The organism is Kitasatospora sp. NBC_01560 (assembly GCF_045208415.1).
GTDB lineage: Bacteria > Actinomycetota > Actinomycetes > Streptomycetales > Streptomycetaceae > Kitasatospora.
The window spans coordinates 8,895,078-8,910,745 of record NZ_CP109364.1 but is presented as its reverse complement, the minus strand read 5'-3'; the positions used below and the strand labels follow the sequence as shown (position 1 = coordinate 8,910,745).

At 75.5% G+C, this 15,668-nt stretch carries 7 protein-coding genes; 4 read left to right on the top strand and 3 right to left on the bottom strand.

Annotation, left to right across the window (positions count from 1 at the left end):
- The first annotated feature begins 397 nt into the window (after positions 1–397).
- The 3 genes from OH807_RS38020 (at position 398) to OH807_RS38010 (ending at position 2,379) form a co-directional block, all read left to right on the top strand.
- Positions 398–805: a hypothetical protein gene (locus OH807_RS38020; RefSeq protein WP_406208996.1), complete on the top strand. Its 408-nt coding sequence runs from the start codon at positions 398–400 to the stop codon at positions 803–805.
- Positions 802–1,890, top strand: coding sequence for a polyprenyl synthetase family protein (locus OH807_RS38015; protein ID WP_406208993.1), 1,089 nt, complete (start codon positions 802–804; stop codon positions 1,888–1,890). Before OH807_RS38020 ends, OH807_RS38015 begins: the two co-directional genes overlap by 4 nt.
- A 156-nt stretch (positions 1,891–2,046) precedes the next feature.
- Positions 2,047–2,379: a hypothetical protein gene (locus OH807_RS38010; RefSeq protein ID WP_406208991.1), complete on the top strand. Its 333-nt coding sequence runs from the start codon at positions 2,047–2,049 to the stop codon at positions 2,377–2,379.
- Between the two features lie 40 nt (positions 2,380–2,419).
- Here the strand turns inward: OH807_RS38010 and OH807_RS38005 are convergent, their stop codons facing one another.
- Positions 2,420–4,012 carry a PQQ-binding-like beta-propeller repeat protein gene (locus OH807_RS38005; RefSeq protein ID WP_406208988.1) on the bottom strand — a complete coding sequence of 531 codons (1,593 nt, stop codon included), beginning with the start codon at positions 4,010–4,012 and terminating at the stop codon, positions 2,420–2,422.
- 167 nt (positions 4,013–4,179) lie between these two features.
- Between OH807_RS38005 and OH807_RS38000 the strand changes: the two genes are divergently transcribed.
- A complete protein-coding gene (locus tag OH807_RS38000; protein WP_406208985.1) occupies positions 4,180–4,836 on the top strand; it encodes an NADPH-dependent F420 reductase in 657 nt (218 codons plus the stop codon).
- Between the two features lie 105 nt (positions 4,837–4,941).
- On the opposite strand, the gene OH807_RS37995 is transcribed toward OH807_RS38000, so the two are convergent.
- Positions 4,942–10,653 carry an amino acid adenylation domain-containing protein gene (locus tag OH807_RS37995; RefSeq protein WP_406208982.1) on the bottom strand — a complete coding sequence of 1,904 codons (5,712 nt, stop codon included), beginning with the start codon at positions 10,651–10,653 and terminating at the stop codon, positions 4,942–4,944.
- Positions 10,650–15,665 (bottom strand): amino acid adenylation domain-containing protein, encoded by a 5,016-nt coding sequence (locus OH807_RS37990; protein ID WP_406208979.1) that lies wholly within the window; start codon positions 15,663–15,665, stop codon positions 10,650–10,652. The genes OH807_RS37995 and OH807_RS37990 overlap by 4 nt, the downstream gene beginning before the upstream one ends.
- Positions 15,666–15,668: the final 3 nt, after the last annotated feature.

Here is a 15,668-nt window from a genome sequence, read left to right as displayed (position 1 = left end):
CCGCACCGGATCGCTTGCCCGGCCGAGGGCTCCGTGCTCTCGGCGGGCGCTGTCTGCCACCCATGACCGCTCCTTGTCCAGCACCCGGCACCGCGGCGAGCAGCTCGGCGGCAGCGGCGCACACCTGTGAGTCGGCCGCCCGGCCCCCGACCGGAGCCGCAGCGCAGCCACGCAACTACTACCAGTAGCCGGATGCCCGGTGGCCTGCGACGCGCCGACGTGGCAGGCGCCCGCCGGGCCGGTCGGCGCCGGCGTGCGATTGCGGCGCGGCGCCCCGGCGGGCATCGGACACGCTCCGCAGCCGAACGGGTACGATCGGCGATCGAGGCGGCGCTCGGCCCGGCCGCCGGCCCGGCTGCCCCGGCCCTCCCGGGGCGCGATCCAGGAGGTCAGAGCCATGCCCGACGCCGGTCGGTTCAGCGAGTTGGGCGAGCAGGGCTCGCAGGCGGTGATGGAGGCCGCCGCCGTGCTGGAGCGCGAGCTGTCGGCCGGGCTCGCCGACGCGAAGACGGCCGGTGACCGGCTCACCGCCGAACACCGCGTCGACCAGGAGGAGTTCGACCGCCTCGTCCACCGCGTCTCGGAGAACACCCACGAGCTGATCGACGCCGTCAGCGCCCGTGTGCTCGGCGGCACCGGCGGCGAGACGGCCGAACACGCCCAGCGGATCGCCGCCAACGCGCACGACATCCTCGACCTGCTGCTGAACCTGAGCAGCCTCGCCCCGGCGCTCGCCAACCGGTCGATGCGCAGCGCCTTCGGCCCCCAGCAGCCCGCCCGGCCCCAGGACGGGGCGCACGGGTGACAACCCCCGCCCCGGCACTGGCCGGTGGGGAGGCCCTGATCGACCGGGTGCTGGCCCGCTACCGGGAGCGGACCGTCACCGAACTGCTGCGGCACATCCCCGGGCAGAGCCCGCCGTACCTGTACGAGCTGGCCTCCGACTACCCCGTCCGGCCGTCCAAGGGCCTGCGGGGCGCGCTCTGCCTGGCCACCTGCGCCGCGTTCGGCGGCCGGCCGGAGCGGGCGCTCAACCCGGCGGTGACGGTCGAGTTGTTCCACAACGCGTTCCTGATCCACGACGACATCCAGGACGGCAGCGAGCTGCGCCGCGGCGCGCCGACGCTCTCGGCCGCGTACGGCGTGGAGGTGGCGCTGAACGTCGGCAACGCCACCAACCTGCTCGGCCTGCGGCGGCTGATGGCCAACCGCCGGGAGCTGGGGGGCGAGTTGGCCTGGCGGCTGTTCGAGGAGACCGAGCTGATGTGCCGCCAGTCGCTGGAGGGCCAGGCGATGGAGATCGCCTGGATCCGCGACCACGCCTGCGCGCTGGCCCCCGCCGACTACTACCGGATGTGCCTCAAGAAGACGTCCTGGTACACGTTCCTCTACCCGTGCCGTACCGGCCTGATGGTCGCCGAGGGCCCGGGGGCCGACGCCGCCCGGCTGGACCGGTTCGGCTGGTACCTGGGCGCGGCGTTCCAGATCCAGGACGACGTGCTCAACCTGGTCGGCACCCTGGCGGACTACGGCAAGGAGATCGCCGGGGATCTCTGGGAGGGCAAGCGCACCCTGATCCTGATCCACCTGCTGGAGCGCTGCACCCCGGCCGAACGGGCCCGCGCCGAGCGGTACCTGCGCGGCACCCGGGCACAGCGGGGCCCCGACGCGGCGGCGGACGTCTGCTGGCTGCTCGACCGGATGACGGCCTACGACTGCATCCGGAGCGCCCAGGAGGCGGCCGCGGGGCTGGTCGCCGCCGCCGATCAGGAGATCGCCCGGATCATGGCCGCCGCTCCGCCGCTCGCCGGGGAGGCCGGTGACGAGGCCGCCGAGGCGCGGGAGTTCCTGCTCGCCCTGCCGGACTTCGTGGTGACCCGGGGCCGTTGAGGCCGCCGCGGGCCACGCTCCGCCCCGGGCGTCCGGCCGTACCCCTGCCCTGCGACCGGCCTCGGCCGCGGAGCAGCACAGCTGAGTACTTCGCGCACCGTGACCTGAGTACCTGTCCGCTGCCGGGCGCGGCGGGCGGGCGGCCATGATCGTCGCATGACCGAAACCGCCGTCCGGCCGCACCCGAACTGGTGGCGTGCGCCGATGATCTCGACGCTGCTCACCCTGCTCTGCCTGCCGCTCTTCCGTGCCCTGCGGGGGCTCGCGGAGATGGGCCTCGACCCCTGCTACCGGCCCGGCGACTGCACGTCGACGTATGCGCACCTGGCCCTCGCCGACCACGCGCTGGCCGCCGTTCCGTTCCTGATCGTGCTGCAGTGGCCGGCGGCGTACCTGCTCCGGCCGCAGCGGCGCCTGATCGCCCTGCTGCCGGCCGCCGGGCTGCTGGTGATGGTGGCGGCCGTGATGACCATCGACCCGGGGACGTGAGGCCGGGGCCGGACCGCTGTCACGCCTCCGGTCCGAAGCCTCAGGCGAACGCCGACGGACGGCCGAGGGCGACGAGGTGGTGGTCCTTGGTGCCGACGTAGATCCGGCCCTTGTCCGTCGCCGGTACGGAGAACTTGCTGACCGTGCCGAGCGGGAAGGAACGGCGCAGCCTGAGCGTGCCGCTCACCGGCACCGGGTCGTAGGCCCGCAGTTCGCCGCCCTCGCCGTACTGGCCGGTGCCGGACCAGATCACCCAGACCAGGGCGGAGCCGCTGCGGGTGCCGTCGGAGGTGACGACGGGTGAGCCGGACATCTTCAGGAAGTCCTCGGCGCTCGTCCCGGCGTCGGTCAGCTGCGGGAGGCCGGTCGCGCCGACGGAGTACTTGAGGGCTCGCAGTCTGCCGTAGTTCTCGACGGTGTAGACGTAGCCGCCGTCGCCGCCCCAGACGGCCGGATGGCCCCAGACGCCGCCGTACGGGCCGGTGATGCCGAGCGCCTTGTCGGTGCCGCCGGGGCCCTGCCCCATGCCGCCGAGGTCGTCGCGGTCGAGCAGGAAGATCCGGCCGTCCTTGCCGACCTGCACCAGCAGCCGGGGGTGGGCCGGGGTGCCGAACAGCTCCGCCGGGAGGGCGACCGGGCCGCCGGAGCCGAGGTCGGTGTCCTTCTTGTCGAGGGTGGCGTTGTTGGTGGGGCTGAAGAAGTCCTTCGGGGTGAGGCCGCCGTCCTCGTCGACGGCGAGGCGGATCACCGACTCGCCGAGGCCGCCGGGCGGTTTGCTGCCGGGCCCTTTGGCGGGTGAGGCCCCGGCGCCCTGGCCGTTGGCGGTGGTGAGGATGATCCGGCCGGGGCCGTCCGAGAGGAGGCCGCTGCCGGCCATCCAGATCGAGGCGCGCTGGGTGTCGGAGCCGGCGACGGTGGACCAGAGGGTGAGCTTGCGGGTGCGGGTGTCCAGGCCGGCCAGCGTGCCGATGTAGTCGCCGATGCCGCAGAGCGAGCCGAAGCCGAAGTAGATGCGCCCGTCGAGCAGCAGCAGCCCGGGGCGCTGGAGCGAGCGGTAGGCGTTGAACGGCTTTCCGGGAGCGTTGACCGGGTCCCCCTGGACGGTGACCGGCCAGCCGCTGCGCTCGGCGCCCGTCCCGGCGTCGACGGCGTGCACGTAGTAGTGCGGGTGCTTGTCGTCGGGGCCGTCGTCGACCTTGCTGGTGAGGTACACGGTGCCGGTGGCCGGGTCGTACACGGGCGTGGCGGTGGTGCCGACGTTGGGGCCGGGGTCGGAGCAGCCGATCGCGGCGGAGGCCCAGGGGGCGCCCATCGCGCGCTGCCAGGTGATCCTGCCGGTCCTGGCGTCGATGCCGTAGACGTGGTTGGTCTCGGTGGCCACGACCACCGTCCGGCCGATGACCAGCGGCTGGGCGAAGACCTGGCCGTCGAGCGGGGTGGAGAAGCGGACACCGAAGTCCGCCGCATCGACCTCGGCGGGGGCGAGGCCGGGTTCGTCACGGTCCCAAGCGGTGCGTTCGGTGGTGACGGAGACGGTGGTGACGTCGGCGTGCGCGCTGGCGGCGGGCGCGAGCAGGGCGAGGCCGGTGAGCAGGGCGGCGGCCCGGACGCGGGGTCGGTCGGTGCGGTTCATGGCGCCCATCGTTCGGGGGCGGCCGCGGGGCCACCAGCCGAGGTGGTCCAGTCGGCCGTCGGCCGTCGGCCGTTCGCGGCCGACCCTCGCGTGGCCCGCACCGTCTGAACTATCGTCATCGCGGCGCACGCCACGGGGCGTGCGGCCGGAAGAGGGTGGAGACGCAGTTGCGCATCGGAATCATCGGCACCGGTACGGTCGGCCGGACGCTCGCGGACAAGCTGGTGGCGCTCGGCCACGAGGTGACGCTGGGCTCGCGGAGCAAGGACAACGAGGGGGCGCTCGCCTGGGCGGAGCAGGCCGGCCCGAACGGCCACAACGGGACGTTCGCCGACGCGGCGGCGTTCGGCGAGGTGGTGCTGAACGCGACCTCCGGCACCGTCTCCCTGGAGGCCCTGCGGGCGGCGGGCGCCGAGCGGCTGGCCGGCAAGGTGCTGGTCGACGTCTCCAACCCGCTGGTCTTCTCCGCCGAGGGCGTGGTCAGCCTGGACCCGGTGAACACGGACAGCGTGGGCGAGCGGATCCAGCGGGAGTTCCCGGACGCCCGGGTGGTGAAGACGCTCAACACGCTGTCCGCTCCGCTGATGGTGGAGCCGGGCCGGCTGTCGGGCGAGCACAACGTGTTCGTGGCCGGCGAGGACGCCGCGGCCAAGGCCCAGGTGGTCGCGCTGCTGGGCGAGTTCGGGTGGCCGGCCGACTCGGTGCTGGACCTCGGCGGGATCCAGGCCGCCCGGGGCCTGGAAATGCTGATGCCGTTCTGGCTCCAGCTGATGCGCACCTTCGGCACGACCGACTTCAACTACTCTTTCCAGCGCGCGAAGTAGCCCGCCGCGACGGCACCGGCCCCCTGCGGTACGGCAGTTCCGTACGGCAGGGGGCCGGGCCCGTCCCGGGAGGTCGCCCGCGCGAGCGGCGATCCGGTGCCGCGGCTACCGCGGTCCGGAGCCGACCGAGACGCGGTCGGCCGGACCGGGGTGGCCGGACCGTCGGGGATCGCCGTCCGGGGCGGCGCCGGGAGCACTCCCGGTGCCCGGCCGGGGCGGCGTGCCGCCGCGGCCGGCCCGGGCCGCGCCGAGCAGGGCCAACTGCCGGTCGGCCGCGGCCTGGATGGCGTCCTTGTCGCCGATCTCGGCGTCCGGCAGCGCGTCCGGCAGCAGGTCCTCGATCAGCCGCAGCGGCCGGTAGGCGAGGCCGAGCAGGCCCCAGACCGCGAGCACCACGCCGACCAGGACGAGCAGCAGGCCCGCGCCGCGGCCCGGTCCGGTGCCGATGAGCATGCCGACCGGCTCGGCGAGCGCGCCGCCGGGCCGCATCAGCGGCTCGAAGACGTGGTCGGAGAGCGGGCCCGCGGTGAGGAAGCCGAGCGGCATCATCGACATCGCCAGCATCTGGTTGGTGGCCAGCACGCGGCCCTGGAGTTCCATCCCCACCTTGGTCTGGATCAGCGCCATCCAGTGCGAGTTGAGGATCATCAGGGCCGCCCAGAGGACGAACAGCCCGCAGGCGGTCACGGCGGCCTGAGGGCGGCTGCCGGCCAGGACGGCGGCCAGGCCGACCACCGAGGTGAAGCCGATCATGCCGGTCGCGCGCCGCCGGGTGCCGCCCCAGAGGGCCATCACCAGGGCTCCGGTCATCGCACCGAGGCCGCCCACCGCCGTCACCACGCCGAGCTGCACGGCCGAACCGCTCGCCAGCACCATCGGGGTGATCAGGACGGTCGCCACCGCGAAGAGGTAGTTGAAGACCACGAAGAAGACCACCATCGCGACCAGGCTGTGCCGGCGGACGATGTAGCGCCAGCCGGTGACCACCTCGCGCAGCAGCGGCTCCTCCTGCCGGTCGAACATCGCGTCCGGGAACCGCACCAGCAGCAGGCAGGTGACCCCGGTCAGGAAGGTCGCCATGTCGAAGAGCACGACGCCGTGCAGACCGATCAGCGAGACCAGCACGCCACCGGCCAGGACGGCCATCATGTCGCCCGCCCCGGTGCCGAGTTGGGCGAGTCCGTTGGCCTGTCCGAGGTAGCGTTTGGGCACCAGCTGGGTGATCGCGGCCAGGTAGGCCGGGCGCTGGAAGGCCGTGCAGACCGCGCCGGTGCAGGCGACCAGGTAGATGTGCCAGACCTCCAGCAGGCCGGACCAGAGCAGCCCGCCGAGGGCGAGCATGCCGGCCGCCGCCACGGTGTCCGTGACGATCATGATCTTCCGCCGGTCGACCCGGTCGGCCAGCGCCCCGGCGACCGGCAGCAGCAGCACCGCGGGCAGGACGGCGACCACCGAGATCATCGCGAAGTCGAAGGCGGAGCCGGTCTGCTGGTACACCCAGACACCGAGGGCGAAGGTGGACAGGCTGGTCCCGACCATCGAGACGAACTGCCCGATCGCCACCTTGGCGAAGGTACCCAGCTCGGCGCGGGCCGCCGGCCGCTTCGCCGCCCGCTCCTCGACGACCGTGCCGGTGGCCGTGAACTCGGCCAGCACCCGGGCGAGTTCCGCCGCCTGGTGCTTGAGGAAGTAGTGCCCGGCGCGCGGGACCACGGCCAGCTCCACGGTGTCACCGAAGTGCTCCCACTCGGTGTACCGCTCCTCGTACAGCAGGGTGGCGCGGTCCTTCTCGCCGACCACGCAGAGGATCGGCGCCGCGATCCGCGCCGGGCGCCCCTCACCGTACGCGCGGGTGTAGAAGTCCTCGGCCTGCCGTACGTCGTGGCGCAACGCCCTGACCAGGAAGTCCTGTTCGGCCTGGTCGTAGACGTCGGTGAAGCCGCCCATCGCGCGCAGGTAGTCCAGGTAGGAGCGGTTGGAGAGCATCCGGTCGCCGGGCAGGCGCCGGGCCATCCACTCGGCGAACCGGCCGGGCAGCCGCGCCGCCGGGAAGGTCCCGCCGAGGGCCACGCCCCGCAGCTCCACGCCGGCCGCCTCCAGCCGGGAGGCGAGGGCGGTGGCCAGCGCACCGCCGAGGCAGTGGCCGTAGAGCAGGACCGGGCCGCCGATCCGCTCGGTGATCTGCTCGGTCAACCGGTCGGCCAGGCCGTCCAGCCCGGCGAGTTCGTCGTCGGGGCGGCTCGGGTCGTGGCCGGGCAGCTCGACCGCGTAGAGCTGGTGGCCGGGCGGCAGGGCGTCGGCGAGCGGCTGGAAGGTGACGGGGCTGCCTCCGCCGTACGGGACGCAGACCACCGTCACCCCGGCGGGCGCGTCACCGCGGGTGAGCCGGTGCAGCAGCGGGCGCGGACCCTCGTCCGCGCCGCCGGCCCGGGCGTCCAGCAGGGCGGCCAGCCCGCGGACGGTCGGGTGCTGGAAGAGGTCGATCACCGAGAGCCCACGGCCGATCAGCCGAACGGCGTGCACGGCGGAGAAGGAGTCGCCGCCGAGCGCGAAGAAGTCGTCCGCCGCACCGATCTCCTCCACCACCAGCACCTGCCGGTAGGCGGCAGCCACCTCCTGCTCGGTGGCGCCCGTCAACTCGCCGCCGCCCGAGACCGGTTGGCCGGTGGCCGGCTCGGGCAGGGCGGCCCGGTCGACCTTGCCGTTGGCGTTCAGCGGCAGGGCGTCCAGCACCACCAGCGCGGCCGGCACCATGTAGTCGGGCAGCCGGGTGCGCAGCGCGGCCCGCAGCTCCGCCGGGTCGGGGGCGGCGGCCGGGTCGGCGGGCACCAGGTAGCCGGCCAGGCTGCGGGCGGCGCCCTCGCCGCGGGCGACCACCACGGCCTCCCGGACGTCCGGCCGGGCGGTCAGCTCGGCCTCCACCTCGCCGATCTCGACGCGGAAGCCGCGGATCTTCACCTGGTGGTCGACCCGGCCGAGGAATTCGATCGCGCCGTCCGGCCGCCGCCGCACGAGGTCCCCCGTGCGGTAGCTGCGCCGGCCGTGCACCGGGGTGAACCGCTCGGCGGTGAGGTCGTCACGGCCGAGGTAGCCGCGCGCCACACCGCCGCCGGAGACGTAGAGCTCGCCGGGCACACCCACCGGCACCGGGCGCCGCCGGGCGTCCAGGACGTGCGCGCCGACGTTGCCGAAGGGCAGGCCGAGCGGCGCGGTGGCGGCGTCGCCGAGGTCGTCCGGGACGGCGGCGCCCAGCATCGAGACCGTGGTCTCGGTCGGCCCGTAGTGGTTGTGCAGCAGCAGCTCCGGCCGGGCGGCCCGGATCCGGGCGACCAGGTCGGGCCGGAGCGCCTCGCCCGCGCAGATCAGCAGCCTGGCCGGCAGCATCCCGCCGAGGCCCGCACCGTGCGCGGCGAGGCCCTCCAGGTGGCTGGGCACCAGCTTCATGGCGTCGATCCGGTGCTCGGCCGCGTAGGCGGCGAACGCGGCCGGGTCGGTCGCCTGCTCCCGGGTGAGCAGGTGCAGGCAGCCGCCCGCGGTGAGCGCGCCGAACACGTTGGTGGTGCCGAGGTCGGCGGCGAAGGTGGAGACCAGCGCCCAGTTCCAGCCCTGCTGGTCGCCGCCGATCCGCTCACGCAGCCCGTGCAGGTAGTTGCGGTAGTTGCGGTGCTCGACCGCGACGCCCTTGGGGGCGCCGGTGGAGCCGGAGGTGAAGACCAGGTAGCAGAGGTGCTCCGGGCGGACGTCCACCTCGGGGGGCTCCGCCGCGGCCGCACCGTCCGGCACCACGGCCGGCCGGCCGTCGCACCGCGCGCGCTGGTCCTCGGTGGTGACCACGGCGACGGCGCCGGCGGCCGTCAGCAGGGCCCGGATCCGCTCGTCCGGGTAGACCGGGTCCAGCGGCAGGTAGGCGCCGCCGGCCTTGAGGATGCCGAGCATGCCGACCACCAGGGCGGCCGAGCGCTCCATCAGCAGCCCGACCGGGCGGTCCGGGCCGGCCCCGAGGGCCACCAGCCGGTGCGCCAGGGCGTTGGCCTGCCGGTCGAGCTCGGCGTAGCCGAGGACGCCGTCGGCGCCGCGGACGGCCGGCGCGTCGGGGGTGCGCCGGGCCTGCTCCTCGACCAGACCGTGCAGGGTGGCGCCGAGGTCCCAGCCGCGCAGGGTGTCGTCCCAGCCGGCCAGCTGCCGCTCCTCGGCGGGGGTGAGCAGCGGCAGGTCGGCGAGCGGGCGGTCCGGGTCCGCGGCCATCGCGTCGAGCACCGTGGTGAGGTGGCCGAAGACCCGGCGGACGGTCGGCTCGTCGTACAGCTCGGTGCGCCAGACCAGGTCGGCGTGGAGATCGCCGCCCTGGTCGACCACCGCGACGGAGAGGTCGAACTTGGCGGTGTCGGTGCCGACCGGCCGCCAGCCCGCGGCCAGGCCGGGCAGTTCGAGGGTGGCCTCGGCCTGGTTGTGGACGTTGAGCAGGACTTGGAACAGCGGGGTGTGCGCGAGCTCGCGCTCCAGCCCGAGGGCGTCGACCAACCGCTCGAACGGCAGGTCCTGGTGGCCGAAGGCACCGAGCGTGCCCTCCCGGACGCGCTCCAGCAGCTGCCGGACGGTCGGGTCGCCCGAGAGGTCGGTGCGCATCGCCAGAGTGTTGACGAAGCAGCCGACCAGCGGCTCGGTCTCGCTGCGGGTGCGCCCGGCGACGGGTGTGCCGACCACCACGTCCTCCACGCCGGTGTACCGGGAGAGCACCGTCTGCAGGGCGGCCAGCAGCACCATGTACGTGGTGCTGCCGGTCCGTTCGGCGAGCGAGCGGATCCGGTGGCTGCGGTCCGCGCCGAACGTGACGCCGAGCTGCGCGCCGCGGGTGCCGGCCAGCGCGGGGCGGGGGCGGTCGGTGGGCACGGTGACGGTGGCGGTCGCACCGCGCAGCCGCTCCTGCCACCAGGCCTCCTGGCGGGCCAGCTCGGCCGTGAGCCCGGTCTGCTGCCAGTGCGCGACGTCGGCGTACTGGACGGCCAGCGGGGTGAAGGCCGGCGCGCGGCCCTCCCGGCGGGCCGCGTAGGCGGTGGCGAGGTCGGCGAAGAGCAGGCCGATCGACCAGCCGTCGGCGGCGATGTGGTGCAGCACGAGGCTCAGCACGCTGCCCCGGCCGGTGCGCAGCAGGAGAGCGCGCAGCGGCAGGTCGGCGGCGAGGTCGAACGGCCGACGGGCCTCCTCCGCCAGGGCGGCGTCCAGCCGGTCGACGGGGACGTCGGCGGTGGCGAGGGTGAAGGCGGCGGCGTCCTGCGCCTCGGGGCGGACGTCCCCGTCGACGGCCCGGTAGACGGTGCGCAGCACTTCGTGCCGGGCGAGCACGTCGGTGAGTGCGGCGTCGAGCACGGCGGGGTCGGGCTCGCCGTCGAGGTGGACGGCGAGCGGGATGTGGTAGGCGGCGCTGTCGGGCTCGTACTGGGCGAGGAACCACATCCGGCGCTGGGCCGAGGAGAGCGGGGCCGGGGTGCCGGCGGGCCGGGGGCCGATGCCGTGCCGTTGCGGGGCGCCGGGGGCGGCGCCCACTGCGGCGCCGGGGGCCGCTCCGGGCGCGGCCCCGGCCTCGCCGGCGGCCTTCGCGGCCTTGGCGGCCTTGGCGGCCTTGGCCTGGGCGAGCCGGCGGCGGAGCAGTTCCTGGCGGCGGGCGTCCCGGTCCTGGGCCGGCTGCGGGGCGTCGGGCTGTCCGGTGGACTGCTCCCCGGTGGTGCCGGGCGTGCCGGGCGTGGTGGGCGTGCCGGGCATGGTGGGCGTGCCGGGCGTGGTGGGCGTGCCGGGCGTGGTGGTGGGCCGGTCGCTCATGCGCGCTCCCCCGTCCGGATCTCGGCGGCGTCCGTATCGTCCTCGAACTCGTCGATTTCGTCGAGTAGTTGGTCCTCGATCCGGCGTGCCATCGCGATCAGGGTGCGGGCCTCGAAGACGGCGCGCAACGGCAGTTCGGTGGCGAAGGTGTCGCGGATCCGGGCGGTGAGGCGGGTGGCGAGCAGCGAGTGGCCGCCGAGGGTGAAGAAGTCGTCGTGCCGGGAGACCAGTTCGAGGCCGAGGACCTCCTGCCAGAGGTCGGCGAGGAGTTCCTCGCAGTCGCCCTCGGGCGGTGCGCCGGCGCCGCCGAGCAGCGGTGCGGGCAGTGCGGCGCGGTCGACCTTGCCGGCCGGCGTCAGCGGCAGTGCGTCGAGCAGCACGAGGGCGGCCGGCACCATGTAGTCGGGCAGCAGGCCGGCGAGCGCGGTGCGCAGAGCCGGCTCTGTCACGGTGGCATCGGCGACGGCGTATCCGGCGAGGACGGGCCCGGCCGGGGTGTCGGCGAGGCGGGCGGCGCCGGCCGAGACGCCCGGCACGGCGGTGAGGGCGGCCTCGACCTCGCCGAGTTCGATGCGGAAGCCGCGCAGTTTGATCTGGGCGTCGGTGCGGCCGTGGTACTCCAGGCGCCCGTCGGCGCGGCGGCAGGCGAGGTCGCCGGTGCGGTACATCGGCGGGCCGTCGGGGTGGCCGGGCTCGGGGACGAAGCGTTCCGCGGTGAGGTCGGGCCGGCCGTGGTAGCCGAGTGCCACGCCCGCGCCGGCGATGCAGAGTTCGCCGATGCCGTTGACGGGGACGGGCCGGCCGGCGGTGTCGAGCAGGTGCAGCCGGGTGTGGGCGATGGGCGCACCGAGGGCGATCACCCCACCATGGGCGGCGAGTTCGGGGCCGACCCGCTGGACGGTGGACCAGACGGTGGTCTCGGTCGGGCCGTAGAGGTTCCACAGGGCGTCGGTGCGCTTGAGCAGGGCCCCGGCGAGGTCCGCGGTGAGCGCCTCGCCGCCACAGAGGGCGGTCAGGCCGGCGCGGCCGGGCCAGTCGGCCTCCAGCAGCATCCGCCAGGTGGCGGGGGTGGCCTGGAGGTGGGTGATGCCGCGCCGCTCCAGCCATTCCGCGAGGGCCCGGCCATCGGTGGCGGTGGCCCGGTCGGCGATCTCCACCCGGGCCCCGGTGACCAGGGGCAGCCAGAGCTCCAGGCCGGCGATGTCGAAGGTGACGGTGGTGACGGCGGCCATCACGTCCTGCGCGGTGAGGCCCGGTTCGCGCCCCATCGAGGTGAGGAGGTTGACGATCGCCCGGTGCGGCACGGCCACGCCCTTGGGGCGGCCGGTGGAGCCGGAGGTGTAGAGCAGGTAGGCGCGGTCCTCCGGGCCGACGGCGGCGGCCGGGGCCTGCGGCGCGGCGGCGGCCTCCGGACCGTCGATCAGGACGACCGTCCGGCCGTCGAGCACCTCGCGCCCGGCGGTGGCGCGTTCGGCGACCAGCAGGGTGACGCCGGCGTCCGCCAGCACCGCGCGGTTGCGGGCCGCCGGCTGGTCGAGGTCGAGCGGCAGGTAGGCGGCGCCGCTGCGGAGCACGCCGAGCAGGGCGGCGGGCAGCAGCCGGCCGCGGCGGACGGCGACGGCGACCAGGGAGCCGGGCCCGGCGCCGTGCCCGGCCAGCAGGTGGGCCAGCCGCCCGGCGGTGGCGTCGAGTCCGGCGTAGTCGAGCACGCCGTCGGCGGCGGAGACGGCGACGGCCTCCGGCGTCCGGGCGGCCTGCGCGGCGACCAGCTCGTGCAGGCGGGCGTCGGGGACGGCCGGGCCGGCCGGACCGGTGCTCCCGTGGGCGGCGAGTTCGGCGGCCGAGAGCATCGCCAACTCGGCCATCGGGCGGTCGGGTTCGGCCACCGCGGCGGCCAGCAGCGCGACCAGGTGGTCGAGCACGGCCTGCACCGAGCGCTCGTCGTAGCGGGCCGTCCGGTACTCGGCGGAGAGCAGCGGGCCCTCGGCCGGGAACTCCAGGAACAGCGAAAGATCGGTCTTGGCCGTGCCGTTGCACACCTCGGCCACGAACTCCAGCCGGAGGTCGGGGAGTTCGACGCCCGCGACGGGGTGGTTCTGGACGGCGAGCAGCACCTGGGCGATCGGCGAGGCGGTCAGCCCGGCCGAGCCGTCGGCCCGGCGGGCCTGCTCCAGGAACGGGTGACCGCTGTGCTCCGCGGCCTCCAGCACCACCGGGCGCACCCGGGCGACCAGCTCGCGGAAGGTGTCGGAGCCGGCCGCCTCGAAGCGCAGCCCGACGGTGTTGATCAGCGAGCCGAGCACCTGCTCCAGCTCGGGCACCGGCCGGACGGCGAACGGGCTGAGCACCGCGAGGTCGGTGCGGCCGGTGTAGCGGTGCAGCACGCCGCCGAGCGCGGCGAGCACCGCCATGTAGAGGCTGGCGCCCTCCTGGGCCGCCCACCGGCCGGCGGAGTCGAGCAGGCCGGCGTCGATCCGGCGGGCGATCCGGCGGCCCACCGTGTCGTGCGGGTCGGGGTGCGGGCGGTCGCCGGGCAGGTGCTGCTGCTGGTCCAGCCCGTGCAGCCGCTCGCCCCAGCGCAGCGCGTCCGCGCGGCCGGCTGCCACGTACCGCTCCTCCCAGCGCGCGACGTCCGACAACTGGAGGATGGGCTCGGCGAGTTCGCCGCCACGGTAGGCGCGGCCGAGCTCGGCGAGCAGCAGGCCGGCGGCCCAGCCGTCCATGGCGGCGTGGTGCACGGTGAGCAGCAGTTCGTGCCGCTCGTCGCCGGTGCGCAGGGCGAGGGCCCGCAGCAGCCGGCCGCCGGCGAGGTCGAGCGGCCGGGCGGCCTCGGCGCGCAGTGCGGCGTCGAGCTCCTGGGCGGTCGCGCCGGTGAGGTCGAGCAGCGGCACGTCGACGGCGTACGGCGGGCGGACGTCCGCGACGGGCTCGCCGTCCCGGCCGGTCAGCGCGGTGCGCAGCACCTCGTGCCGGCGGACCACCTCGGTGAGCGCCCGGCCGAGTGCGGCGGCGTCCAGCACGCCCTCGGCGCGGATCCGCAGCGGCACGTTGTACAGCGCGGTGCCGGGCTGGACGGACTCGTGCAGCCAGAGTTCGCGCTGGAAGGCGGTGACGCGGGCGGGCAGGCCGGCCCCGCGCACCGGCGGTGCGACGGACGGGCGCCCGCCGCCGCCGTTGGCGACCCGCACGGCGAGCGCGGCGACGGTCGGCGCGGCGAAGAACTCGACGAGCGGGACGCGGGTGGCGTACTCGCGCTCGATCCGGGCCAGCAGGCCGGCGGCCAGCAGCGAGTGGCCGCCGAGGTCGAGGAAGACGTCGTGCACGCCGACCTCGGCAACGCCCAGCAGCTCACGCCAGAGCCCGGCGATCCGCTCCTCGACGGGCGTGCGCGGGGCGACGAACAGCTCCTCGCCGCCCCGGCCGCGGGCGACCGGGGGCAGTGCGCCGCGGTCGGTCTTGCCGTTGGGCGTCAGCGGCAGCCGCGGCAGCACGCCGACGGCCAGCGGGACCATGTAGCCGGGCAGCGCGGTCGCGCAGTGCGCGCGCAGGGCGGCCGGGGTCGGTTCGGCGCCGCCGGGCGCGGGCTGGACGAAGGCGGCCAGGTAGTCGCCGGCCTCGTCCTGCCGGACGACCGCGACGGCGGCCTCGACCGCGGGGTGGGCGGTCAGCACCGCCTCGATCTCGCCCAGCTCGACCCGGAACCCGCGCACCTTGACCTGGTGGTCGGCCCGGCCGTGGTACTCCAGCTCGCCGCCCGGCAGCCGGCGGACGACGTCCCCCGTGCGGTAGCAGCGTTCGCCGCCGACGGTGACGAACCGCTCCGCGGTGAGGTCCGGGCGGCCGTGGTACCCGCGGGCCAGGCCGTCGCCGGAGAGGTGGAGCTCGCCGATGCCACCGTCCGGCACGGGGTGCCGCCGCTCGTCCAGGACGTGGCCGGTGGTACCGGGCAGCGGGCGGCCGATCAGGGGCTCGCCGCGTTCGTCGCGGCCGACCAGCGACCAGGTGGAGTAGACGGTGTCCTCGGTCGGCCCGTAGAGGTTGTAGAGCCGCTCGACCTGGGGCTGGGCGTACACCTGGTCCGCCAGGCGGCGCGGCAGTGCCTCACCGGCCAGGTTGACGACCCGGACACCACCCGGCAGCCCGCCGCCCGCGCCGCGGAGCAGTGCGGCCATCGCGCTCGGCACGGTGTTGACCAGGGTCACTTCCTCGCGGGCGGGCAGCTCGGGCAGCGCGAGGACGTTCTCGGCCACCACGACGGTGCCGCCGACGGCCAGCGGGAAGAACAGCTCGTACACCGAGATGTCGAAGCAGACCGAGGTGCCGAACAGCACGCCGGCCACGTCGGCGGGGGTGTACGTGGCGGCGGCCCAGCGGAGCAGCGCGTTGACGCCGTGGCGGGTGACCGCGACGCCCTTGGGGCGGCCGGTGGAGCCGGAGGTGTAGAGCACGTAGGCCAGCGCGTCGGCCGCGCCCGGGCCGGCGGAGCCGGTGGGTCCGGCGGGTCTGCCGGGTCTGCCGGGTCTGGTGGGTCTGGTGGCGCCGGCGGGTCCGTCCGCACCCGGGGCGGCCGGGGCGAGCGGACCGGACGGCCCGGCCGGGTGCCCGTCGCCGGCGTACAGCAGGGTGGCGCCGGCGCCGGCCAAGAGGTGCTCGTGTGCCCGGTCGGTGACCACCACGGGAGCCTGCGCGTCGCCGATCACCAGCTCCAGGCGGTCCCGCGGGTAGGCCGGGTCGAGCGGCACGTACGCCCCGCCGGCGCGCAGCACCGCGAGCAGGGTGACCACGAGGTCCGCCGACCGGGGGAGACAGACCCCCACGAGGGTCTCGGCACCGACACCGGCGCCGGCCAGACGGTCCGCCACCGCGTCCACGGCGGCGTCTAACTGACGATAGGTCAGGCGCTGCTCGCCGTCGATCACGGCCGTGGCGTCGGGGGTGCGTCCGGCCTGGGCGGCGACCAGTTCGGCCGGCGACGCGGTCGGATCGAGCGGAGGAAGTCCCGTCGAACTCATCAA